This is a genomic window from Aeromonas sp. 25-248 (assembly GCF_053005425.1).
Window position 1 is genome coordinate 96,168 of sequence record NZ_JBRKTB010000013.1, and the last position, 21,902, is coordinate 118,069.

The following is a 21,902-nucleotide window of genomic DNA, read 5'->3' on the forward strand; positions in this document are numbered from 1 at the left end:
GGCAGGATTATTTCAGAATCATCAGGGGCTTGCCAGTCATTTCCGGCGGCACCGGCAGACCCATCAGGGTCAGCATGGTGGGGGCCAGGTCGGACAGTTTGCCACCTTCGGCGACCTCGGCTTTACGACCGAAGTAGATGAGGGGAACCGGCAGATTGGTGTGGGCGGTGTGGGCCTGACCAGTCTCTTCGTCCATCATCTTCTCGGCGTTGCCATGGTCGGCGGTGATGAGGCACTCGCCACCCACTTCCGCCAGGGCGTCGGTGACGCGACCGATACAGTGGTCGACCGCTTCACAGGCTTTGACGGCCGCATCGAACACGCCGGTGTGACCGACCATGTCGCCGTTCGGGTAGTTGCAGATGATGACGTCGTACTTGCCGCTCTTGATGGCCGCAACCAGCTTGTCGGTCAGCTCTTCGGAGCTCATCTCCGGCTGCAGGTCATAGGTAGCCACTTTCGGGCTCGCCACGATTTCGCGATCTTCGCCGCTGAAGCAGGCCTCTTCGCCACCGTTGAAGAAGAAGGTGACGTGGGCGTACTTCTCGGTCTCGGAGATGCGCAGCTGGGTCTTGCCCTGCTTGGCCAGCCACTCACCCAGGGTATTGACCAGGGCGGTGGGCGGATAGGCACAGGCGGTTTTGATGTCGGCCGCGTATTCGGTCAGCATCACGAAGTGCAGCGCCGGGGTGGCGGTGCGGGCGAAGCCGGTGAAGTCGGTATCGACGAAGGCGCGGGTGATTTCGCGGGCGCGGTCGGCGCGGAAGTTCATGAAGATCAGCGCATCGCCGTCGATCATCGGTACAGCGTCGCCGATGCGGGTGGCTTTGACGAACTCGTCGTTCTCGTCGCGGGCATAGGCGGCGGCCAGCGCGTCGGTGGCGTTGTCGGCGGTGAATTCGCCCTTGCCCTGAGTCATCAGGTCATAGGCCTGCTGCACGCGATCCCAGCGGTTGTCGCGGTCCATGGCGTAGTAACGACCGATCATGGAGGCGAAACGACCCTTGCCCAGGCGGGCAAACAGGGCGTCGAACAGCTCGATGGAGGACTGGGCACTGCGCGGCGGGACGTCGCGGCCATCCAGGAAGGCGTGGAAGTAGATCTGCTCGGCGCCACGCTTGGCGGCCATCTCGATCATGCCCATGATGTGCTCTTCGTGGCTGTGTACGCCACCCGGGGACATCAGACCCATGATGTGCACGGCCTTGCCCTTGGTCACGGCAGCGTCGACAGCCTTGGCCAGCTCGACGTTCTGGAAGAAGTCGCCGTCCTGGATGTCCTTGGAGATGCGGGTCAGCTCCTGATAGACGACGCGACCGGCTCCGATGTTGGTGTGGCCCACTTCGGAGTTGCCCATCTGGCCGTCCGGCAGACCCACGTCCAGGCCGGAGCCGGAGATCAGGGTGCTGGTGTAGTCACGGGCCAGGCGATCCAGGTTGGGGGTCTTGGCGGCAGCAACGGCGTTGTACTCTTGCTTGGTGCTGTAGCCCCAACCGTCCATGATGACCAGAACCAGCGGTTTCTTAGCTGTTGACATAAGGCTATGTCCTCTCGGATAGGAATGAATTGCGGGAAGTGAAACTAGCGTAATATTACTACATCTGCCGAAATAGTCACCTGATAGCCAAGTCCCTCTCCAGCCTCGCTTTTTAACTGTTATCCCGCTGTTTTAGGCATGTTGCCGGCTTGTCTGCCGCGGCGGGGTTTCCTCTGTTTCCCCCCTCTTTTCGGCATGGCACATCCTCTCGTTCTGCCCGGTTGGAGGAGGAAGAATCGGCAGCCATCCCTGATGGGAGCTTGCTCTCGCTTTGCCGCCAAGATGGCTGATCTTATGCAGGGCCCCATGTATACTCGGGCCCTTGTCTTGGTCCCTGGATAGTAGAAGATGCAAGAGTATTTGGATTTCGCGGCCCGCAATCCGCTGCTGACCGCAGCCTGGTTGGGCCTGGCAGGCACCCTGGTGTATACCACTGTGCGTGCTCGTTTTTCTCCGGTGAAGGCGGTCAACAACCACGCCGCTACCCTGCTTATCAACCGTGAAAATGCCACCGTCGTGGACATTCGCAGTCAGGATGAATTTGCCAAGGGCCATCTGGCCGGGGCCCATCACCTGCCGCTCGCCCAGATCCAGGCGAATAATCTGGGCCCGGTTGAAAAGCACAAGGATGCCCCCATCATAGTGGTGTGCGAGTCGGGGATGACCGCTGGTGGCGCGGGTCGCCAACTGAGCAAGGCCGGTTTCAAGCAGGTGTATGTGCTCAGCGGTGGCATGGCCCAATGGCGTGCAGACAATCTGCCGGTGACCAAAAAACGCTGATTTAAGGGCCTGCGCCCACTCATTATCTTAAAAAGGAATCAAACGAAATGGCTGACGAAATCAACAACCAGGAAGTGCAACCGGAATTCCACATCCAGCGTGTCTACACCAAGGATGTCTCCTTCGAAGCCCCGAATACCCCGCACATCTTCCAGAAAGAGTGGCAGCCGGACGTCAAGCTGGACATGGACACCAAGACCAATGTCCTGGCCGACAGCGTCTATGAAGTGGTGCTGACCCTGACTGTCACCTGCAAGCTGGAAACCGAGACCGCCTTCCTGTGTGAAGTGCAGCAAGCCGGCATCTTCACCATCGGCAACCTGCCGGAGCCGCAACTGGCCCACTGCCTGGCGGCCTTCTGCCCGAACATCCTGTTCCCGTATGCCCGCGAAGCGGTGTCCAACCTGGTGAGCAAGGGTTCCTTCCCGCAACTGAACCTGGCTCCGGTCAACTTCGACGCCCTGTTCGCCCAGCACATGGCGCAGGTACAGGCCCAGCAGGCGACTGCGGAAGCCTGATAATGGCCGACCAGATCGCAATCTCGGTCCTGGGGGCGGGGTCTTATGGCTCCGCCCTTGCCATTTCTCTGGCGCGCAATGGTCATCCGACCCTGCTGTGGGGTCACGACCCTGCCCATGTCGCCGAGCTGGAACAGGATCGCTGCAACAAGGCATTCTTGCCGGATGTCCCCTTCCCGGCCGATCTGCAACTGACGTCGGATCTGCAGGCGGCGGTGCAAGCCGCTCCCGTGCTGCTGCTGGTGGTGCCGAGCCATGTGTTCGGCCAGGTACTGGCCCGGGTCAAACCCTTCCTGCGCCCGGATACCCGGATCGCCTGGGCCACCAAGGGGCTGGAGCCGGACAGCGGCCGTCTGCTGCAAGAGGTGGCGCGGGAGGTGCTGGGGGATGCCATTCCACTGGCGGTCATCTCGGGCCCGACCTTCGCCCGCGAGCTGGCTGCCGGTCTGCCGACCGCCATCTCGGTGGCCTCGACCCACGACGACTTTGCCGACGATCTCTCCCACCTGCTGCACTGCGGCCGCTCGTTCCGGGTCTATACCAATCCGGACTTCATCGGTCTGCAGCTGGGCGGGGCGGTCAAGAACGTCATCGCCATCGGTGCCGGTCTCTCTGACGGACTCGGCTTTGGCGCCAATGCCAGAACCGCGCTCATCACCCGGGGTCTGGTGGAGATGCAGCGCCTCGGCGCCGCCCTCGGGGCCGACGCCAAGACCTTCATGGGGATGGCGGGGCTCGGGGATCTGGTGCTGACCTGTACCGACAACCAGTCGCGCAACCGCCGTTTCGGTCTGGCGCTGGGAGCGGGCAAGTCGGTTGACACCGCCATGGCCGAGATAGGCCAGGTGGTGGAAGGCTATCGCAACACCAAGGAAGTGCATCTGCTGGCGGCCCGTTGCAGCGTCGAGATGCCCATCTGCGAACAGATCTTCAAGGTGCTGTACGAAGGCAAGAATCCGAAAGAGGCAGCCATCGCCCTGCTGTCGCGAGACAAGAAGGACGAGTGATCTTCTGCCAGCCGCAGCATGCAAAAGGCCCCGCCAACTGGCGGGGCCTTTTCTTTGCCGCAAGGGGGCAAATCAGTAGTAGGAGTGGTCGCCGCGCTGGTGCTCGGTGGCATCCTTGACGCCGTTGAGCTCGCCCGGGAATTTCTCCAGCAGCTGCTTCTCGATCCCCTCTTTCAGGGTGTAGTCGACCATGGAGCAACCGTTGCAACCACCGCCAAACTGCAGGATGGCCAGTTTGTCGTCGGTCAGCTCGACCAGGGTGACCTTGCCGCCGTGACCGGCCAGCATGGGGTTCACCTCGGACATCAACACGTATTCGATACGGTCGATCAGCGGGGCGTCGTCGGCCACCTTGCGCATCTTGGCGTTGGGGGCTTTCAGGGTGAGCTGGGAGCCCATCTGATCGGTGACGAAATCGATGGTGGCATCCACCAGGAAGGGGGCGCTCAGGGGATCGACCAGGCAGTCGAAGCCGCTGAAGGGCAGGTGCTGATCTTCCGGATCGACCGCGTCGGGTGGGCAATAGGATACGCCGCACTCGGCATTCTGGGTTCCCGGATTGACCACAAACACCCGGATGTTGGTGCCATCAGGCTGCTTCTCCAGCAACTTGCGGAAGTGGGCCTGGGCGGTGTCGGAAATGCTGATCATCACTATCCTCATAAACCTGAGTGTACGACTAGGGTATTCATGATAACTCGCTTGGCGGGGCTTGGGTAGCGTGCCGATGGCGAGCCTGTGAGCCCGGGCGTATCGGAATCATGCCGCCAGCGGACTCCCGGGCCGGATCCCTGCCCGGTTATTTCAGGTGTCGGAGGGTACGGCAGATGGCCCACACCTCTACCGTAGTGACGCCGTGCTCATGAAGCAACCGGGTGAGCTGACCTGCGGTGGCGCCCGTGGTGACCACATCATCGAGCAGTGCCACATGCCGGTAGTGGTGAGGTGCCATTTCGAAGGCGCCTCGCAGATTGCGTCGCCGCTGGCCGGCACTGAGCCGGGTCTGTTGCGGGGTCGACCTTGTCCGGCGCAGTACGCGGGTGTCGGAAGGAATGCCGGTGAGTGCGCTCAGGGCATGGCCGATTTCTTCTGCCTGATTGAAGCCGCGCCACCACTGGCGCCACCAGTGCAGGGGAACCGGAATGATGACCTGCGGTGGGTTGGCGAGGTCCAGATGGTCTGCCAGCAGGCTGGCAAGCAGCGGCGCGAGCAGGATCTGACCGGAATACTTCAGCCGGGGGATGAGTTGGGCATAAGGTGCCTGATAATCGCCGATCACCTGCAAACGCTCCCAGGGGGCGGGTCTGCGCTGGCAGCGTCCGCACAGCAGTTCGCTCTCGCGATGTTGCTCCGGCAGCGGTGCTGCACACATCAGGCATCGTCTGTCGTGCTGGCGCTGGGCGTGGCGGCACCAGGAGCACAACAAGGGCGTCTCGTCACAGGGTTGGCGACAGAGCAGGCACAGACCGAGCCAGTCGGACTGGGTGCCAAGGATCGGACTTGCTTTGGCGAGCAGCCGCTTTAACATGCAGGCTCCAAGCAGATAAACAGGGATCTTGAGTCTAGATGAGCGTATCGGTTGAGCGGTTTGGCCAGGGCCCGGACCTGGTGTTGTTGCATGGCTGGGGCATGAACGGTGCCGTTTGGCACGGTATTGCCCAAGAACTGGCTGCCCACTATCGGCTGCATCTGGTGGACCTGCCCGGCTTTGGCAACAGCCCCCTGCAAGCAGGGACAGACTACACCCTGCCCTGGCTGGCAGAGCAGGTGGCGGCCATATTGCCCGAAAAATGCCATCTGCTCGGCTGGTCCCTCGGTGGTCTGGTGGCGAGCCAGTTGGCGCTGACCATGCCTGAACGCCTTCACTCTCTCATTACCGTAGCCAGTTCTCCCTGCTTCATGGCTCGCGACGAGTGGCCCGGGATTGCCCCCAAGGTGCTGGCGGGGTTCAACCAGATGCTGGCCGGCGACTTCATGCAGACCATAGAGCGCTTCCTCGCGATCCAGGCCATGGGCAGCGAGCACGCCAGAAACGACATTCGCCAGTTGCGTCACTGGCTGGCGGAGCGACCCGCTCCCCGGCTTGCGGCCCTGGAGGCGGGTCTGGGCCTGCTGGTCGAGGTCGATCTGCGGGATGAACTGATCGGCCTGGATCTGCCCTGGCTGCGTCTTTACGGCAGGCTGGATACCCTGGTGCCGAAGGCGGTGATCCCCTTGCTGGATGCGCGCTATCCTGCCAGCCACAGTCTGGTGCTGGAGAAGGCATCCCATGCCCCCTTCATCTCCCATCCAGAGCAGTTCATCACCCTCCTGCGGCGGTTCATTGACTGAGATTTGAGCGGCAGGCTTCAATAACTCGTCAGGTTGATGGATAATTAGCCAACCCTACAGAGGAGTGTGCCAATGCGTATCGAATCAGCCATGACGGCGGGCGTGCAGGGGTTCCAACGGGCCGAGCAGTTGGCTGGCCAGGCGTCCAGCCAGATCGCCCGTCTCAATACGCCAGCGGGTGATCAGGTGCAGTTGCCGGATGAACTGGTGAATCTCAAGGTGGCCGAGCTGCATGCCGGGGCATCCGCCAAGGTGATCCAGACGGCCAGCGACATGCTGGGCACCCTGATCGATATCCGGGTGTGACATGAACATCAACGTCAGTCTGCCGACCATCATTCCGAATCAACTGCAGCCGCAGACGGAATCGGCACAGACTGACAACCGCCGCGCAGAACTGGTGCCCCCCAGCCGCCAGAGCGAGGCGTCCAACGCCGAGTCCGGCGTCGGTTCCCAGAAAGAGAGATCCCGGGCCGCCCAGGCCAATCCCGCCGCCCCATCCTCGTCCACGAAAGAGAACGGCCAGACCGGCCCCGTGATGGTGGCGCACCGTTTTGTCGAGGCAACGGGGGAGGAGGGGGAGCGTCGACAACGTCAGGAGGGTGAACAGCAGGAGCAGCAAAAGCAGCAGCAGCGTCAGGTGGCTGCGCTGGTCGAACGGGATCTCGAAGTTCGCAAGCATGAGCAGGCTCACCAGGCAGCCGGCGGCGAGCATGCGGGGAGCCCTACCTATCAGTTTTCCCGTGGGCCGGATGGCAAGCGTTATGCCACCGGGGGGGAGGTGGTCATCGACATGGGGACCATTCCCGGGGATCCCGCCGCGACCATCGCCAAGATGCAGCAGGTGCGTGCCGCCGCACTGGCTCCCGATGAACCATCATCACAAGACATGAGTGTGGCCCGTGCCGCCTCTGGCAAGGAGGCACAGGCCCGCAAGGATCTGATGACCCTCAGGCAGGAAACCACAGGCCCGCTCGGTGCTTATATGGACAATCGAAACCAGGTGATTGCCAGGCACTATCAGCAAGCGGTGAGGCCAGCCTCTCCGCATAGCCTGAGTCAGGACGTTTGATCCCGCTCAGTGCAGGCATGAAAAAGCCCCTTTCGGGGCTTTTTTGCATTCTGGGGGCTTATCTCTTCAGTTTCGACAAGGCAGCCGCGAAGGCGTTGCCCATGGCACCCTCGGTCGGAGCGCTCTGACGGGGCGCCTGCTTCGGCTTGGCGTTGCCGGTGTGACGCGGCTCGGCCGGTTTGCGTGCAGGCTGGCCGGCTTTTTCATCCAGACGCATGGTCAGACTGATGCGTTTGCGCGGTACGTCGACTTCCAGCACCTTGACCCGGACGATGTCACCGGCCTTGACCACCTCGCGGGGATCCTTGACGAAGCGATCGGTGAGGGAAGAAATGTGCACCAGCCCGTCCTGATGGACGCCGATGTCGACGAAGGCGCCGAAGTTGGTGACGTTGGTGACCACACCCTCCAACACCATCTCGGGCACCAGATCGCTGATTTTCACCACTCCTTCCTTGAAGGTGGCGGTCTTGAACTCGGGACGCGGGTCGCGGCCGGGCTTGTCCAGCTCGCCAATGATGTCGGTGACGGTAGGCACCCCGAACTGCTCGTCGGTGTAGTCGGTGGGCTTGAGGGTGCGCAGCAGGCTGCTGTTGCCGAGCAGGCTGTCCACGGTCTGCTCCAGCTTGGCGAGGATCCGCTCCACCACCGGGTAGGATTCCGGGTGCACCGCCGAGCCGTCCAGCGGGTTGCTGCCGCCCCGAATGCGCAGGAAGCCGGCGCATTGCTCGAATGCCTTGGGCCCGAGTCGGCCAACTTTCAGCAACTGCTGACGACTCTTGAAGGCGCCGTTCTCGTCGCGGTAGGCGACGATGTTCTGGGCCAGGGTCTGGGAGAGGCCGGAAACCCGGTTGAGGAGGGCGACCGAGGCGGTATTCACATCCACCCCCACCGCGTTCACGCAATCCTCGACCACCGCGTCGAGGCGGCGGGCCAGCTGGCTCTGGCCGACGTCGTGCTGGTACTGGCCGACACCTATGCTCTTGGGGTCGATCTTGACCAGCTCTGCCAGGGGATCCTGGAGACGGCGAGCGATGGAGACGGCGCCGCGAATGGAGACGTCGAGATCCGGGAACTCCTGGGAGGCGAGCTCGGAGGCGGAGTAGACCGATGCCCCCGCTTCACTGACCACGATTTTCTGCGCCTTGGCGGCCGGGTAGCGCTCGAACAGATCGCTCACCAGGCGGTCGGTTTCCCGGGATGCGGTGCCGTTGCCGATGCTGATGAGCTCGACCTTGTGCTTCTGGCACAGCTCGCTCAGAGTCTTGAGACTCTGATCGACCTGGCGCTTGGGTTCGAACGGATAGATGGTCGCGTGATCGACCAGCTTGCCGGTGGCATCCACCACCGCCACCTTGACCCCGGTGCGGATGCCGGGATCCAGCCCCATGGTGCAGCGCATGCCAGCCGGCGCTGCCATCAGCAGATCCTTGAGGTTCATGGCGAACACCTTGATCGCCTCGTCTTCTGCCGATTCGCGGATGCGGCCGATCAGCTCGGTCTCCATCTGCAGGGAGAGCTTGATCTTCCAGGTCCAGCTCACCACCCCCTGCAGCCACTTGTCGGCCGGGCGGTGTTGCAGGTTGAGTCTGAGGTGATGGGCGATGATCCCTTCGCAGGGGCTGGCACCCTCATCGTCGCCGGCGACCAGCGCCAGGTTGAGGATCCCCTCGTTGCGGCCGCGCAACATGGCCAGCACCCGGTGGGAGGGGGCCTTGTGCAGGGGTTCGTCGTGTTCGAAGTAGTCCTTGAACTTGGCCCCTTCCTGCTCCTTGCCTGCCACTACGCGGGCACGCAGGGTGGCGTTGTGCCACAGGTAGTCCCGCAACTTCTCAAGGAGATCCGCCTGCTCGGCGAAACGCTCCATCAGGATGTAACGGGCACCGTCGAGGGCGGCCTTGCCGTCGGTGATCCCCTGCTCGGCATTGAGGAAGCGAACCGCCTCCTGTTCGGGATCCTTCATGGGGTCACCCAGCAGCAAATCCGCCAGTGGCTCCAGCCCCGCCTCGATGGCCATCTGTCCCTTGGTGCGGCGCTTGGGCTTGTAGGGGAGGTAGAGGTCTTCCAGACGGGTCTTGCTGTCGGCCTCGTTCAGCTCGCGGGCCAGCTCGGGGGTCAGTTTGCCCTGCTCTTCGATGGAGCGCAGGATCACCTGGCGGCGATCTGCCAGTTCGCGCAGGTAGCCGAGGCGGCTCTCCAGGGTACGCAGCTGGCTGTCGTCCAGACCGCCTGTCACCTCTTTGCGGTAACGGGCGATGAAGGGCACGGTCGCGCCTTCGTCCAGCAGGCGAACGGCTGCCTGCACCTGTTCCGGGCGGGCATTCAGCTCACCGGCGATCTGATGTTCTATTACGTGGCTTTGCATCGAGGGTCTCTTGGTCAGGTCCTGTCTCACTGGCCAGCGTGGGGCTGTGTCGCCGAACAGGGGGTCTGTCCTGGCGATACTTTAGATACCTGCCAGGCCACTGCCGCGCGGGCCGGTTGGCGCCGCAAGGCGCCGGGTGTGAGCACTATATGGGGTCGGGCAGCGGGATGCCACCCCGGCAGAAATGACGTTTCTCATACCCAGTGGGCGGACATGCTCGGTCTCTCCTGGCCTTGTCAGCCGATTTGGCAGTGAGGGTCGGCCTGGCTTATTTGGGATAGCTGATCTCATTGATGTACCAGCAGGCGTCACCCACTGGCGTTTGAACCATGGCTTCATCGCCCACCTCTTTCTTGAGCAGGGCACGGGCCATGGGGGAGTCGATGGAGATGTAATCCTTGCGGCCGAAGATCTCGTCATAGCCGACGATGCGAAAGCGCTTGGTCTCACCCTCGTCGTTTTCCACCTCGACCCAGGCACCGAAGAAGACCTTGCCCTCCTGGGAGGGGGAGTAGTCGACTATGGTCAGCTCTTCCAGGCACTTGCGCAGGTAGCGAACCCGGCGGTCGATCTCCCGCAGGCGTTTCTTGTTGTACTGGTAATCGGCATTCTCGCTGCGATCACCCAGGCCCGCCGCCCAAGCTACTTTTTTGGTGACATCGGGCCTCTCCTCCCGCCAGAGCATGTCGTGCTCCTGCCGGAGCCTGGTGTAGCCTTCACGGGTAATGAGTTTGGTTTTCATGGGGTTATCACTCCCTCGCCAATTGCATCCGGTTGCCCGGGATCTTAGTCATTGTCGCCGCCCTGTCGAGCAAAAAGCAGAGCTGGCCATCCATCCTTCCCGGCTCCGGGGCCGAATGAGGGCAATAACCGGTAACATATTTATGCTTTGTGGTTGCAGGGGGCGGCTCTAGTATGAGGGGAGACAGAAAAGAGAGGTGGCAATGAGTCAGCAATACAAGGTCCTGGTGGTGGACGACGATCTGAAACTGCGTTCCTTGCTGGAGCGCTACCTCACCGAGCAGGGGTTTGTAGTGCGGGGTGTCGCCAACGGGGAGCAGGCCGATCGCCTGCTGACGCGTGAAAACTTCAGCCTGATGGTGCTTGATCTGATGCTGCCGGGGGAAGATGGCCTCTCCATCTGCCGTCGCCTGCGCGAGGCCGGCAACCAGATCCCTGTCTTGATGCTCACCGCCAAGGGGGACGAAGTGGATCGTATCGTCGGTCTGGAGATGGGGGCCGACGATTATCTGCCCAAGCCGTTCAACCCCCGTGAGCTGCTGGCCCGGATCCGCGCCGTGCTGCGCCGCCATACCGTGGAGCTGCCCGGCGCCCCTTCCGCGGCGGAGAAGATGGTGAGTTTCGGGGCCTACCAGCTCAATCTGGCGACCCGTGAACTGAGCCGTGATGGCGAACCGGTTGCCCTGACCAGCGGGGAGTTCGCCGTGCTCAAGGTGCTGGTGAGTCATCCTCGTGAACCGCTCTCCCGTGACAAGCTGATGAACCTGGCCCGTGGTCGCGAGTACACGGCCACCGAGCGCAGCATCGATGTGCAGGTCTCCCGCCTGCGCCGCTTGCTGGAACAGGACCCGGCCCAGCCCCGCTATCTGCAGACCGTCTGGGGTCTGGGGTATGTGTTCGTACCGGACGGTGAGAACGCATGAAGAAAGTGGGCAGCATGTTCTCCCGCATGCTCTGGTTTCTGGCTGCCGTGCTGGTGGTCTATCAAGTCGTCTCCTACGTTACCTTCTACAACTACCTGCTGGCGCCGACCGTCAAGCAGATCAGCCACCTGCTGGCAAACCAGGTCAAACTCATCTTCCCGGTGGACAACAACCAGCTGGCGCTCAGTGAAGATGCCGAGGCGCTGGTCTATGTGACCACTGGCAGCGACATCTATACCCAGAGCGAGGCGGAGCAGCACGGGCTGAATGATTCCAAGCCCTACCCCTATCTGGAGCAGAGCATCAGCCGCGAATTGAAAGGGGATACCAGGGTCAGGGTTGAAATCCAGGATCACTACATCATCTGGATCCAGCCTCCCCAGGCCAGCCAGATGTGGGTGCGCATTCCCCTGACGGAAATTGAAGATGACGACATCGAACCGCTCATCCTCTATATGAGCGTCTTGCTGGTGGTGACCCTGTTTGCAGCCTGGCGTTTTGCCCGTCAGCTGGTGCGACCGCTGGAGGATCTGGAAGCGGGGGCCGTGGCGGTGGCGCGCGGCAACTTTCCCGATGCCCTGGGGGAGCAGGGCTCGCGGGAGGTGCGCCGCCTGACCCGCACCTTCAACCACATGTCGAGCTCCATCAAGGGGCTGATCGAGGAGCGCAACCTGATGATGGCCGGGGTATCCCACGATTTGCGCACCCCTCTCACCCGCATTCGTCTCGCAACCGAGATGATGTCCTCGGGGGATGAGTACCTCAAGGAGAGCATCAATGCGGACATCGATGAGTCGAACGGCATCATTGATCAGTTCATCGATTACATTCGCCCGAACGAGGGGCTCGATGCCCGGCCCGTCGACCTGACCCAGCTCATTCACGATGCGTTGCTGATGCAGACCGATCAGGGACTGGAAGTGGAGCTGCTCCTGCCGGAGGAGGCGGTGCGTGTGGCCTGCCATCCCATCAGCATTCGCCGTATCCTCAACAATCTGTCGGGCAACTCCCTGCGCTATGGTGCGACTCGGTTGCAGGCCGAGCTCAGGGATGATGGCCACTGGGTGCGGCTGCGACTCTCCGACAATGGCCCGGGGATTGCAGAAGAGGACTACTCCCGGGTGCTCAAGCCCTTCACCCAGGGCAATGTGGCGCGCACCGGTGGCGGGAGTGGGCTGGGGCTGGCCATCGTTACCAAGATAGTCTCCCAGCATCACGGCACCATCAGGTTGGGGCGCTCCGAACTGGGGGGCTTGCAGGTGGAGATCCGGCTACCCAAGAACCAGCCGCTGGAGTGGATGGATTGAAAGCAGGGCGTATCGAGAGATGCGCCCTTTTTTCTGTTAGGGGTGGGGGTCGCTCACCTTGCGGTAGCGCTTGCCATATTTGAGTTGCTGGATAAGCAGGGCGGCGACGATGAGAGCCAACCCGATGGGGGTTGCCGGGTGAATGGTTTCGCCGATCAACAGGTTGAGCAGCACCAGAGAGGCAAACGGCGAGATGAAGATGAGGTTGCTGATGGGGGCTGTGTTGGTGGCGTGGCGCAGGGCCATCAGCCAGAGCACGAAACCGAAGCCCATCTCGAACAGCCCCACATAGATGGCGCCGGCCCATCCCTGCCAGGCGGTCATGGCAAAGTCCGAGAGCAACCAGGTCGCCACGATGATGAAGGGCAGGCTGATGAGGAAGCCGAGCAGCAGGCTGACGACGGGATCCCCCTGATTGCGGGTGTTGAGGATCCAGTAACCGGCCCAGATCAGGGTCGACACCAGCGCCAGCGTGACGCCGAGGGGGCTGTCGAACTGTAGACCGAACACGTCCCCCCTGGTGGCGATCACCAGGGCGCCGAAATAGCCGAGCACGATGGCGACGCCATCGCGGCGGCGCAGCTTTTGACCGAGGAAGGGAACGGCCAGCAGGCTGAGGGTGATGGCCCAGGTGTAGTTGAGAGTCTGTGCCTGCTGGGCGGGCAGCAGATCATATGCCTTGAACAGCAGCAGGTAATAGAGAAAGGGGTTCAGGACCCCGAGAGCGAGGTAGTAGAGGGGGCGACTCTTGATGTAGTCGAGCAGTAGCGGCAGTTTGCCCTGACAGGCCACAATGCACCCCAGGGTCAGGGTCGAGGTGCAGGCCGCGACCAGCAGCAGCTGTACCGGTTCAAAGTAGGCGAGGGAGATCTTGAAGGCGCTGGCCACCGTGGACCAGAGGGCGACGGCACAGAGCCCGTACTGGTAGGCTTTCTTCTGATTCTTGAGCATGGGATGGGTTCCGCAGACAGGGGCGAGGGCGCAGTCTATCAGCCTGTTTGCAACATTGTCGTTACCCCTGCCAGGCAAGGGCTTGCCCAGCCGTTGGCGAGATCCATCTGTCACATAAAATTGCGCACAATCTGTCCGCCTTCACTTGCGTGAGTGGAAAAAATCCGTATAATCCCCTCCGCTTGCCCATGAGGCAGCCAGACGATATGTCTGCTTGCTGAGCTTCCCGTTTACGAGTTGCCAGCCATACAGTCCTCCCGATATGGGAGGAAACGTGAAAAATCACACCTCTGGCGGGAGTAGTCCCGGTCGGGCGGTGTTGATTTATGTTCTTTTATCTATTGGAGCTCTGTCAATGCAGAACCAAAGAATCCGTATCCGCCTGAAGGCTTTTGATCATCGCCTGATCGATCAATCCACTGCGGAAATCGTTGAAACTGCTAAGCGCACTGGCGCGCAGGTTCGCGGTCCTATCCCGCTGCCGACTCGCAAAGAGCGTTTCACCGTTCTGATCTCCCCGCACGTCAACAAAGACGCGCGTGATCAGTACGAGATCCGCACTCACAAGCGTCTGGTAGACATCGTTGAGCCGACTGACAAGACCGTAGACGCTCTGATGCGTCTGGATCTGGCAGCTGGTGTAGACGTCCAGATCAGCCTGGGTTAATTACGGAAAGAGGTTGATAACAATGACAATCGGTCTTGTAGGTCGCAAAGTGGGTATGACTCGCATCTTCACTGAAGATGGCGTTTCTATCCCGGTGACTGTTATCGAAGTTGAAGCTAACCGTGTAACTCAGGTCAAATCTGTAGAAACCGACGGCTACAACGCTATTCAGGTTACCACTGGCGCCAAGAAAGCCAGCCGCGTAACCAAGCCGGAAGCTGGCCACTTCGCCAAAGCTGGTGTAGAAGCCGGTCGCGGTCTGTGGGAATTCCGCCTGAACAACGGTGAAACTTTCACTGTTGGTAGCGAGCTGAAAGTAGATCTTCTCGCTGACGTTAAGCTGGTAGACGTTACCGGCACATCCAAGGGTAAAGGTTTTGCCGGTACTGTTAAGCGCTGGAACTTCCGTACCCAGGATATGACCCACGGTAACTCCCTGTCCCACCGTGTACCTGGCTCCATCGGTCAAAACCAGACCCCGGGCCGTGTATTCAAGGGCAAGAAGATGGCTGGTCACATGGGTGCTGAGCGTGTAACGACTCAGAACCTGGAACTGGTTCGTGTTGACGCTGAACGCAACCTGCTGCTCATCAAAGGCGCAGTACCGGGTGCAACCAACGGCAACGTGATCGTCAAACCTGCCGTCAAAGCGTAACGTCTGAGGAGATAGTAATGGAATTGGTAATGAAAGACGCCAAGAGCGCTCTTGAAGTTTCCGAGACTACCTTCGGGCGCGAATTCAACGAAGCTCTGGTTCACCAGGTTGTCGTTGCATATGCCGCTGGTGCCCGTCAGGGTACTCGTGCGCAGCTGACTCGCTCTGAAGTGTCTGGTGGCGGCAAAAAGCCGTGGCGTCAGAAGGGTACTGGTCGTGCCCGTGCTGGCTCCATCCGTTCGCCCATCTGGCGTTCCGGTGGTGTGACCTTTGCTGCTAAGCCGCAAGATCACAGCCAGAAAGTAAACAAGAAGATGTACCGCGGCGCTATCCGTAGCATCCTGTCCGAGCTGGTACGTCAAGAGCGCCTGATCGTTGTTGAGAAGTTCGGCATCGAAGCGCCGAAGACCAAAGAACTGATCGCCAAGCTGAAAGAAATGGAACTGACTGACGTTCTGATCGTGACTGCTGAAGTCGATGAGAACCTGTTCCTGGCTGCTCGTAACCTGTACAAAGTTGACGTGCGTGACGTTGCCGGTATCGACCCGGTCAGCCTGATCGCTTTCGACAAGGTTCTGATGACTGCTGACGCAGTTAAGCAAATCGAGGAGATGCTGGCATGATCCGTGAAGAGCGTCTGCTGAAAGTTCTGAAGGCTCCGCACATCTCTGAAAAGAGCACCATGGTCGCAGAAAAGCAGAACACTATCGTGTTCAAAGTTGCTGTTGATGCCACCAAGGCGGAAGTCAAAGCTGCAGTTGCGAAACTGTTCGAGGTCGAAGTTGAGACCGTCCGTACCCTGAACATGAAGGGTAAGACCAAGCGCGCAGGTGCACGCGTAGGCCGTCGTTCCGATTGGAAAAAGGCTTATGTGACCCTGAAAGCTGGTCAGGACATCGACTTCATGGGCGCAGCCGAGTAAGAGGAGTTCTGAAAAATGGCAATCGTTAAGTGCAAGCCTACTTCTCCGGGCCGCCGCCACGTCGTCAAGATCGTCAACCAAGAGCTGTACAAGGGCAAGCCCTTCGCCGCTCTGCTGGACAGCAAAAGCAAGTCCGGTGGCCGTAACAACAACGGTCGTATCACCACTCGTCATATCGGTGGTGGTCACAAGCAACACTACCGTCTGATCGACTTCAAGCGCGACAAAGACGGCATTCCGGCCAAAGTTGAGCGTCTGGAATACGATCCCAACCGTACCGCAAACATCGCCCTGGTGCTGTATGCAGACGGTGAGCGTCGTTACATCCTGGCTCCGAAAGGCCTGAAAGCTGGTGATGCAATCGCCTCTGGTGCTGATGCTGCCATCAAGGTAGGTAACACCCTGCCGATGCGCAACATCCCGGTCGGTTCTACCGTTCACGCCGTTGAGATGAAGCCTGGTAAAGGTGCCCAGCTGGCTCGTTCCGCTGGTACTTTCATCCAGATCCTGGCTCGTGAAGGTAACTATGTAACTCTGCGTCTGCGTTCCGGCGAAGTACGTAAAGTTCTGGCCGAGTGCCGCGCTACCATCGGTGAAGTGGGTAACTCCGAGCACATGCTGCGTCAACTGGGTAAAGCCGGTGCTAACCGCTGGCGTGGTATTCGTCCGACCGTTCGCGGTATGGCGATGAACCCGGTTGATCACCCGCACGGTGGTGGTGAGGGTCGTAACAAGGGCATGCAGCCTGTGTCCCCATGGGGCCAGAAGGCTAAGGGCTTCAAGACCCGTAAGAACAAGCGTACCGACAAGTACATCGTACGTCGTCGTAACAAGTAATTGTTAACATAGAGGAATCACCATGCCACGTTCTCTCAAGAAGGGTCCATTTATCGACCTGCACTTGCTGAAGAAGGTAGAGAAAGCGGTGGAAAGCGGGGATAAAAAGCCGGTTAAGACCTGGTCCCGTCGTTCAATGATCATCCCGAACATGATCGGTTTGACCATCGCTGTCCATAATGGTCGTCAGCACGTTCCGGTTTTCGTTACCGAAGAAATGATCGGTCACAAACTGGGTGAATTCGCACCGACTCGTACTTATCGCGGCCATGCTGCTGATAAGAAGGCTAAGAAGCGCTAAGGGATAAATGATGGAAGCTATCGCTAAACACCGTTATGCCCGTACTTCTGCCCAGAAAGCTCGTCTGGTAGCCGATCAAGTACGTGGTCTGTCCGTAGACAAGGCTCTGAACATCCTGACCTTCAGCCCGAAAAAGGCTGCTGTTCTGGTGAAGAAAGTGCTGGAATCTGCCATTGCCAACGCTGAGCACAACGAAGGTGCCGATATCGACACCCTGCGTGTTGCCACCATCATGGTAGACGAAGGTCCCTCCATGAAGCGCATCCGCCCGCGTGCCAAAGGTCGCGCGGATCGTATCCTCAAGCGTACCGCTCACATCACTGTAGTGGTATCCGACGCTAAGGCTGGGAGATAAGCAATGGGTCAGAAAGTACATCCTAATGGCATTCGCCTGGGTATTACCAAGCCTTGGAATTCTACCTGGTTCGCGAACACCAAAGACTTCGCTGACAACCTGTACAGCGATTTCCAAGTACGCCAGTTCCTGACCAAGGAGCTGAAAAACGCTTCCTTGTCCAAGATCACTATCGAGCGTCCGGCCAAGAGCATCCGTGTGACCATTCACACCGCTCGTCCGGGTGTCGTGATCGGCAAGAAAGGCGAAGACGTTGAAAAACTGCGCAAAGCTGTAGCCGCAATCGCTGGCGTGCCTGCTCAGATCAACATTTCCGAAGTCCGCAAGCCGGAGCTGGATGGCAAACTGGTTGCCGACAGCATCACTTCCCAGCTGGAGCGTCGCGTAATGTTCCGTCGTGCTATGAAGCGCGCCGTACAGAACGCCATGCGCCTGGGTGCCAAGGGCATCAAAGTGGAAGTTTCCGGCCGTCTGGGCGGCGCTGAAATCGCGCGTACCGAATGGTACCGTGAAGGTCGTGTGCCCCTGCACACCCTTCGCGCCGACATCGACTACGCAACTTCTGAAGCCCACACCACTTACGGTGTGATCGGCGTTAAAGTTTGGATCTTCAAGGGCGAAGTTCTGGGCGGTCTGGCTGCAGTCAATGCTGCCGCTGCTCAAGAGCAAGCTCCTGCGAAGCCCAAGCGTGACAACAAGCGCCGCGCTGCCAAGTAAGGAGATTCGGTAAATGTTGCAACCTAAGCGTACTAAATTCCGCAAGACCCACAAGGGTCGTAACCGCGGTCTGGCCAATGCCGGTAACGAAGTATCCTTCGGTACCTTTGGCCTGAAGGCGACATCTCGTGGTCAACTGACTGCTCGTCAAATCGAAGCAGCCCGTCGTGCCATGACCCGTCACGTTAAGCGTCAAGGCAAGATCTGGATCCGTGTGTTCCCGGACAAGCCCATCACCGAAAAGCCCCTCGAAGTTCGTATGGGTAAAGGTAAGGGTAACGTGGAATACTGGGTTTGCCCGATCCAGCCTGGCAAGGTTCTGTACGAGATGGATGGTGTACCTGAGGCTCTGGCGCGTGAAGCGTTTGCCCTGGCCGCAGCTAAGCTGTCTGTTCAGACCACTTTCGTAATTAAGACGGTGATGTGATGAAAGCCCAAGATCTGCGTCAAAAGAGCGTCGAAGAACTGAACCAGGAGCTGCTGGGTCTGCTGCGTGAGCAATTCAACATGCGCATGCAAGCTTCCACCGGCCAGCTGGCTCAGACTCACACTCTGAAACAAGTGCGTCGTGACGTCGCACGTATCAAGACTGTACTGACTGAGAAGGCAGGTGCGTAATGACTGACAAGATCCGTACTCTGCAAGGTCGTGTAATTAGCGACAAGATGGACAAGTCCATCACCGTCGCTATCGAGCGCAAGGTAAAGCACCCGATCTACGGTAAGATCATCAAGCGTACTACCAAGCTGCACGTGCATGACGAGAACAACGAGTGCAAGGCTGGCGATCTCGTGGAAATCCGCGAGTGCCGCCCGCTGTCCAAGACCAAGTCCTGGACCCTGGTTGCTGTCGTAGAAAAGGCCTAATTCGGTACTTTTTAGCCCAAACGGCCCCCCATCGGGGCCGTTTGTTTTTTAGGCTACCTTTTCAAAAATAGCTGTGTTATAGTTTCGCGCCTTTTGAAGGCAGCCAGATCCCATCAGGGATAAGAAGTAAACAAAGCGGAGCACTAAGATGATCCAGATGCAAAGTATGCTGGGTGTTGCCGACAACTCCGGCGCTCGCAGTGTAATGTGTATTAAGGTTCTGGGTGGTTCGCACCGCCGTTATGCCGGCATCGGCGACATCATCAAGGTTTCCATCAAGGAAGCCATTCCTCGCGGTAAAGTGAAGAAAGGTGATGTGTATAACGCGGTGGTCGTACGCACCCGTAAAGGCGTTCGTCGTCCGGACGGCTCTGTCATCCGTTTCGACAACAATGCGGCTGTGTTGCTTAACAACAACCAACAGCCAATCGGTACTCGTATTTTTGGCCCGGTGACCCGTGAACTCCGTAACGAGAAGTTCATGAAGATTGTGTCCCTGGCACCCGAAGTACTGTAAGGAGTCGAACGATGGCAGCTAAAATCCGTCGCGAAGACGAAGTAATTGTTCTTACCGGCAAAGACAAGGGCAAGCGTGGCAAAGTCACTCAAGTCCTGATTGCAAAAGGTAAGGTAATCGTGGAAGGCATCAACCAGGTGAAGAAACACCAAAAGCCGGTACCCGCACTGGGTCAGGCTGGCGGCATCGTCACCAAAGAAGCCCCCATCGATGTATCTAACGTCGCGCTGTTCAACTCTGCCACTGGCAAGGCTGACCGCGTTGGTTTCCGGATTGAAGACGGCAAGAAAGTCCGTTTCTTCAAATCCACCGGCGAACTTGTGAAGTAATTGGAGTTTAACGATGGCGAAACTGCATGATTACTACAAATCCGATGTAGTAAATGAACTGTCCAAGCAGTTCGGTTACAAGACTATCATGCAAGTCCCTCGGATCGAGAAAATCACCCTGAACATGGGTGTTGGTGAAGCGATCTCTGACAAGAAGTTGCTGGAAAATGCTGCTGCCGATATGGCTGCCATTTCCGGTCAGAAGCCGCTGATCACCAAAGCACGCAAATCTGTTGCGGGCTTCAAGATTCGTGAAGGCTACCCGATAGGTTGTAAAGTAACCCTGCGTGGCGAGCGTATGTGGGAGTTCCTGGAACGGCTGATTTGCATCTCCGTACCGCGTATCCGTGACTTCCGTGGTCTGAACGCCAAGGCGTTCGATGGCCGTGGTAACTACTCCATGGGCGTGCGTGAGCAAATCATCTTCCCGGAAATCGACTATGACAAGGTCGATCGCGTCCGTGGTCTGGATATCACCATCACCACTTCCGCGAATACCGACGAAGAAGGCCGTGCTCTGCTGGCTGCCTTTAACTTCCCATTCCGCAAGTAAGGTTAGGGTTATGGCTAAAACATCCATGAAAGCACGTGAAGCAAAGCGTGCGAAGCTGGCAGCCAAGTTCGCGACCAAGCGTACCGAGCTGAAAGCTATCATCGTTGATATGAACGCTTCTGAAGAAGCGCGTTGGGATGCTGTCTTGCAACTGCAACAGCTGCCCCGTGATTCCAGTCCGTCCCGCCAGCGTAACCGTTGCAACATCACTGGTCGTCCGCACGGTTTCCTGCGGAAGTTTGGCCTCTCTCGCATCAAGGTGCGTGAGCATGCCATGAAGGGCGAAATTCCGGGCCTCAAAAAGGCCTCTTGGTAAGAATCTCGGGAGTTAGACTATGAGCATGCAAGATCCGATCGCGGATATGCTGACCCGCATCCGTAACGGTCAGGCGGCGAGCAAAGTTGCGGTTTCCATGCCTTCTTCCAAGCTGAAAGTGGCTATCGCCAAAGTGCTGAAAGAAGAAGGTTACATCGCTGGCTACAACGTAGCTGGTGACGTGAAACCGGAACTGGAAATCGAACTGAAGTATTTCCAGGGCAAGCCGGTTGTAGAACTGATCCAACGCGTGAGCCGTCCCGGCCTGCGTATTTACAAGCGCACTACTGATCTGCCGAAAGTCATGGGCGGTCTCGGTGTTGCTATCGTGTCCACGTCTAAAGGTGTGATGACCGACCGTGCTGCCCGCAAGGCAAGCATGGGTGGTGAGATCATCTGCTACGTCGCTTAATAGGAGGTCGGAAATGTCTCGCGTTGCTAAGGCACCCGTCACTATTCCTGCTGGCGTAGAGGTGACTCTGAACGGCCAAGAACTGTCCATCAAAGGTGGTAAGGGTTCCCTGGTTCGTTCCATCCACGCCGGTGTAGAAGTGACCAAAGAAGACAATGTACTGAAGTTCGCCCCGCGCGACGGCATCGCTGGTGCTGACGCTCAGGCCGGTACTGCCCGTGCATTGGTCAACAACATGGTAGTCGGTGTTACCCAAGGCTTCGAGCGCAAGCTGCAGCTGGTTGGTGTAGGTTACAAAGCCTCCATCAAGGGCAATGCTGTTGCGCTGGCACTGGGCTTCTCTCACCCGGTAGAGCATGCGCTGCCGGCTGGTGTCACCGCTGAATGTCCGTCCGCCACCGAGATCGTTCTGCGTGGTGTGGACAAGCAGCTGGTTGGCCAAGTCGCCGCCGATATCCGTGCTTACCGCGCTCCGGAGCCCTACAAGGGCAAGGGTGTACGCTATGCCAACGAGCAAGTGCGTACTAAAGAAGCTAAGAAGAAGTAAGGTAACACTATGGACAAGAAAGCAGCTCGTCTCCGTCGTGCTACTCGTGCTCGGAAAAAGATGCAGGAACTGGGAGCTACCCGTCTGGTTGTTCACCGTACCCCGCGTCATATCTATGCGCAGGTTATTGCAGCCAACGGTTCCGAAGTTCTGGCCTCTGCTTCCACAGTAGAGAAAGCCATCAGTGAAGCTCTGAAATACACCGGTAACGCAGATGCTGCTACCGCTGTAGGTAAGGCTATCGCTGAGCGTGCTATTGCCAAAGGCGTTCAGAACGTATCTTTCGATCGTTCCGGTTTCAAGTATCACGGTCGTGTAGCCGCTCTGGCTGCCGCTGCTCGTGACGCTGGTCTTCAGTTCTAAGCTAGGAGTCGAA

General features: G+C 59.0%; 32 protein-coding genes. 26 read left to right on the forward strand and 6 right to left on the reverse strand.

The window, feature by feature from the left end:
* Positions 1-7 precede the first annotated feature (7 nt).
* Positions 8-1,537 carry a 2,3-bisphosphoglycerate-independent phosphoglycerate mutase gene (gene gpmM / locus ACVDHI_RS16665; RefSeq protein ID WP_039039496.1) on the reverse strand — a complete coding sequence of 510 codons (1,530 nt, stop codon included), beginning with the start codon at positions 1,535-1,537 and terminating at the stop codon, positions 8-10.
* Positions 1,538-1,885: 348 nt separating this feature from the next.
* Here gpmM and ACVDHI_RS16670 point away from each other — a divergent pair, with 348 nt between their 5' ends.
* From ACVDHI_RS16670 to gpsA, 3 genes are read left to right on the forward strand one after another with little or no spacing between them, the layout of a single operon-like run.
* Complete coding sequence (locus ACVDHI_RS16670; protein WP_010672546.1) at positions 1,886-2,317, forward strand: rhodanese-like domain-containing protein; 432 nt, start codon at positions 1,886-1,888, stop codon at positions 2,315-2,317.
* Positions 2,318-2,364: 47 nt separating this feature from the next.
* Positions 2,365-2,835, forward strand: coding sequence for a protein-export chaperone SecB (secB, locus tag ACVDHI_RS16675; protein ID WP_010672547.1), 471 nt, complete (start codon positions 2,365-2,367; stop codon positions 2,833-2,835).
* Positions 2,836-2,837: 2 nt separating this feature from the next.
* Positions 2,838-3,842: an NAD(P)H-dependent glycerol-3-phosphate dehydrogenase gene (gene gpsA, locus ACVDHI_RS16680; RefSeq protein WP_447212299.1), complete on the forward strand. Its 1,005-nt coding sequence runs from the start codon at positions 2,838-2,840 to the stop codon at positions 3,840-3,842.
* 72 nt (positions 3,843-3,914) lie between these two features.
* Here the strand turns inward: gpsA and nfuA are convergent, their stop codons facing one another.
* Positions 3,915-4,493, reverse strand: coding sequence for a Fe-S biogenesis protein NfuA (gene nfuA, locus ACVDHI_RS16685; protein ID WP_010672549.1), 579 nt, complete (start codon positions 4,491-4,493; stop codon positions 3,915-3,917).
* A gap of 148 nt (positions 4,494-4,641) precedes the next feature.
* Entirely contained in the window at positions 4,642-5,370 is a 729-nt protein-coding gene (locus ACVDHI_RS16690; RefSeq protein ID WP_447212300.1) for a ComF family protein, read from the reverse strand.
* A gap of 38 nt (positions 5,371-5,408) precedes the next feature.
* Between ACVDHI_RS16690 and bioH the strand changes: the two genes are divergently transcribed.
* The 3 genes from bioH to ACVDHI_RS16705 all read left to right on the forward strand — a co-directional run bounded on the left by bioH (position 5,409) and on the right by ACVDHI_RS16705 (position 7,245).
* Entirely contained in the window at positions 5,409-6,173 is a 765-nt protein-coding gene (bioH, locus tag ACVDHI_RS16695) for a pimeloyl-ACP methyl ester esterase BioH (protein WP_447212301.1), read from the forward strand.
* 72 nt (positions 6,174-6,245) lie between these two features.
* Entirely contained in the window at positions 6,246-6,479 is a 234-nt protein-coding gene (locus ACVDHI_RS16700; protein WP_010672552.1) for a hypothetical protein, read from the forward strand.
* A gap of 1 nt (position 6,480) precedes the next feature.
* On the forward strand, positions 6,481-7,245 hold the full coding sequence (locus ACVDHI_RS16705) for a putative metalloprotease CJM1_0395 family protein (protein ID WP_069652949.1): 765 nt from the start codon (positions 6,481-6,483) through the stop codon (positions 7,243-7,245).
* A 58-nt stretch (positions 7,246-7,303) separates the two neighbouring features.
* On the opposite strand, the gene ACVDHI_RS16710 is transcribed toward ACVDHI_RS16705, so the two are convergent.
* On the reverse strand, positions 7,304-9,610 hold the full coding sequence (locus ACVDHI_RS16710) for a Tex family protein (RefSeq protein ID WP_447212302.1): 2,307 nt from the start codon (positions 9,608-9,610) through the stop codon (positions 7,304-7,306).
* 268 nt (positions 9,611-9,878) lie between these two features.
* Complete coding sequence (gene greB, locus ACVDHI_RS16715) at positions 9,879-10,352, reverse strand: transcription elongation factor GreB (RefSeq protein WP_324062922.1); 474 nt, start codon at positions 10,350-10,352, stop codon at positions 9,879-9,881.
* A gap of 202 nt (positions 10,353-10,554) precedes the next feature.
* On the opposite strand from greB, the gene ompR reads away from it, so the two are divergent.
* Both ompR and envZ read left to right on the forward strand, forming a co-directional pair.
* Positions 10,555-11,274, forward strand: a complete 720-nt coding sequence (gene ompR / locus ACVDHI_RS16720; RefSeq protein WP_010672556.1) for an osmolarity response regulator transcription factor OmpR — start codon at positions 10,555-10,557, stop codon at positions 11,272-11,274.
* Positions 11,271-12,581 (forward strand): two-component system sensor histidine kinase EnvZ, encoded by a 1,311-nt coding sequence (gene envZ / locus ACVDHI_RS16725; protein ID WP_052815275.1) that lies wholly within the window; start codon positions 11,271-11,273, stop codon positions 12,579-12,581. The genes ompR and envZ overlap by 4 nt, the downstream gene beginning before the upstream one ends.
* A gap of 36 nt (positions 12,582-12,617) precedes the next feature.
* Here the strand turns inward: envZ and ACVDHI_RS16730 are convergent, their stop codons facing one another.
* Positions 12,618-13,532 carry a DMT family transporter gene (locus ACVDHI_RS16730; protein WP_042015269.1) on the reverse strand — a complete coding sequence of 305 codons (915 nt, stop codon included), beginning with the start codon at positions 13,530-13,532 and terminating at the stop codon, positions 12,618-12,620.
* A gap of 355 nt (positions 13,533-13,887) precedes the next feature.
* On the opposite strand from ACVDHI_RS16730, the gene rpsJ reads away from it, so the two are divergent.
* The 18 genes from rpsJ to rplR all read left to right on the forward strand — a co-directional run bounded on the left by rpsJ (position 13,888) and on the right by rplR (position 21,889).
* Positions 13,888-14,199, forward strand: coding sequence for a 30S ribosomal protein S10 (rpsJ, locus tag ACVDHI_RS16735; protein WP_005307944.1), 312 nt, complete (start codon positions 13,888-13,890; stop codon positions 14,197-14,199).
* Positions 14,200-14,221: 22 nt separating this feature from the next.
* Complete coding sequence (gene rplC, locus ACVDHI_RS16740) at positions 14,222-14,854, forward strand: 50S ribosomal protein L3 (RefSeq protein WP_010672559.1); 633 nt, start codon at positions 14,222-14,224, stop codon at positions 14,852-14,854.
* A gap of 17 nt (positions 14,855-14,871) precedes the next feature.
* Positions 14,872-15,477, forward strand: coding sequence for a 50S ribosomal protein L4 (gene rplD / locus ACVDHI_RS16745; protein ID WP_005340616.1), 606 nt, complete (start codon positions 14,872-14,874; stop codon positions 15,475-15,477).
* Positions 15,474-15,776 (forward strand): 50S ribosomal protein L23, encoded by a 303-nt coding sequence (gene rplW / locus ACVDHI_RS16750; protein WP_005307955.1) that lies wholly within the window; start codon positions 15,474-15,476, stop codon positions 15,774-15,776. The genes rplD and rplW overlap by 4 nt, the downstream gene beginning before the upstream one ends.
* A gap of 15 nt (positions 15,777-15,791) precedes the next feature.
* Positions 15,792-16,613: a 50S ribosomal protein L2 gene (rplB, locus tag ACVDHI_RS16755; protein WP_010672560.1), complete on the forward strand. Its 822-nt coding sequence runs from the start codon at positions 15,792-15,794 to the stop codon at positions 16,611-16,613.
* Between the two features lie 22 nt (positions 16,614-16,635).
* Positions 16,636-16,914, forward strand: coding sequence for a 30S ribosomal protein S19 (gene rpsS, locus ACVDHI_RS16760; protein ID WP_005307960.1), 279 nt, complete (start codon positions 16,636-16,638; stop codon positions 16,912-16,914).
* Between the two features lie 10 nt (positions 16,915-16,924).
* Positions 16,925-17,269, forward strand: coding sequence for a 50S ribosomal protein L22 (rplV, locus tag ACVDHI_RS16765; protein ID WP_010672561.1), 345 nt, complete (start codon positions 16,925-16,927; stop codon positions 17,267-17,269).
* A 3-nt stretch (positions 17,270-17,272) separates the two neighbouring features.
* Complete coding sequence (gene rpsC / locus ACVDHI_RS16770; RefSeq protein WP_005331168.1) at positions 17,273-17,986, forward strand: 30S ribosomal protein S3; 714 nt, start codon at positions 17,273-17,275, stop codon at positions 17,984-17,986.
* 13 nt (positions 17,987-17,999) lie between these two features.
* The gene (gene rplP / locus ACVDHI_RS16775; protein ID WP_010672562.1) at positions 18,000-18,413 is read left to right on the forward strand and encodes a 50S ribosomal protein L16; all 414 of its coding nucleotides are present in this window, start codon (positions 18,000-18,002) and stop codon (positions 18,411-18,413) included.
* Positions 18,413-18,604 (forward strand): 50S ribosomal protein L29, encoded by a 192-nt coding sequence (gene rpmC, locus ACVDHI_RS16780; RefSeq protein WP_005307965.1) that lies wholly within the window; start codon positions 18,413-18,415, stop codon positions 18,602-18,604. Before rplP ends, rpmC begins: the two co-directional genes overlap by 1 nt.
* The gene (rpsQ, locus tag ACVDHI_RS16785; RefSeq protein ID WP_005307966.1) at positions 18,604-18,852 is read left to right on the forward strand and encodes a 30S ribosomal protein S17; all 249 of its coding nucleotides are present in this window, start codon (positions 18,604-18,606) and stop codon (positions 18,850-18,852) included. The genes rpmC and rpsQ overlap by 1 nt, the downstream gene beginning before the upstream one ends.
* Positions 18,853-19,000: 148 nt before the next feature.
* On the forward strand, positions 19,001-19,369 hold the full coding sequence (rplN, locus tag ACVDHI_RS16790) for a 50S ribosomal protein L14 (RefSeq protein WP_005307975.1): 369 nt from the start codon (positions 19,001-19,003) through the stop codon (positions 19,367-19,369).
* Positions 19,370-19,380: 11 nt separating this feature from the next.
* Entirely contained in the window at positions 19,381-19,698 is a 318-nt protein-coding gene (gene rplX / locus ACVDHI_RS16795; RefSeq protein WP_005307977.1) for a 50S ribosomal protein L24, read from the forward strand.
* A gap of 13 nt (positions 19,699-19,711) precedes the next feature.
* Positions 19,712-20,251 (forward strand): 50S ribosomal protein L5, encoded by a 540-nt coding sequence (gene rplE / locus ACVDHI_RS16800; protein WP_005331162.1) that lies wholly within the window; start codon positions 19,712-19,714, stop codon positions 20,249-20,251.
* A gap of 10 nt (positions 20,252-20,261) precedes the next feature.
* Positions 20,262-20,567 carry a 30S ribosomal protein S14 gene (rpsN, locus tag ACVDHI_RS16805; protein WP_005331161.1) on the forward strand — a complete coding sequence of 102 codons (306 nt, stop codon included), beginning with the start codon at positions 20,262-20,264 and terminating at the stop codon, positions 20,565-20,567.
* A gap of 19 nt (positions 20,568-20,586) precedes the next feature.
* Positions 20,587-20,979, forward strand: a complete 393-nt coding sequence (gene rpsH, locus ACVDHI_RS16810) for a 30S ribosomal protein S8 (protein ID WP_010672564.1) — start codon at positions 20,587-20,589, stop codon at positions 20,977-20,979.
* A 13-nt stretch (positions 20,980-20,992) separates the two neighbouring features.
* Positions 20,993-21,526, forward strand: coding sequence for a 50S ribosomal protein L6 (gene rplF, locus ACVDHI_RS16815; protein WP_010672565.1), 534 nt, complete (start codon positions 20,993-20,995; stop codon positions 21,524-21,526).
* Between the two features lie 9 nt (positions 21,527-21,535).
* Entirely contained in the window at positions 21,536-21,889 is a 354-nt protein-coding gene (rplR, locus tag ACVDHI_RS16820; protein WP_010672566.1) for a 50S ribosomal protein L18, read from the forward strand.
* Positions 21,890-21,902 lie beyond the last annotated feature (13 nt).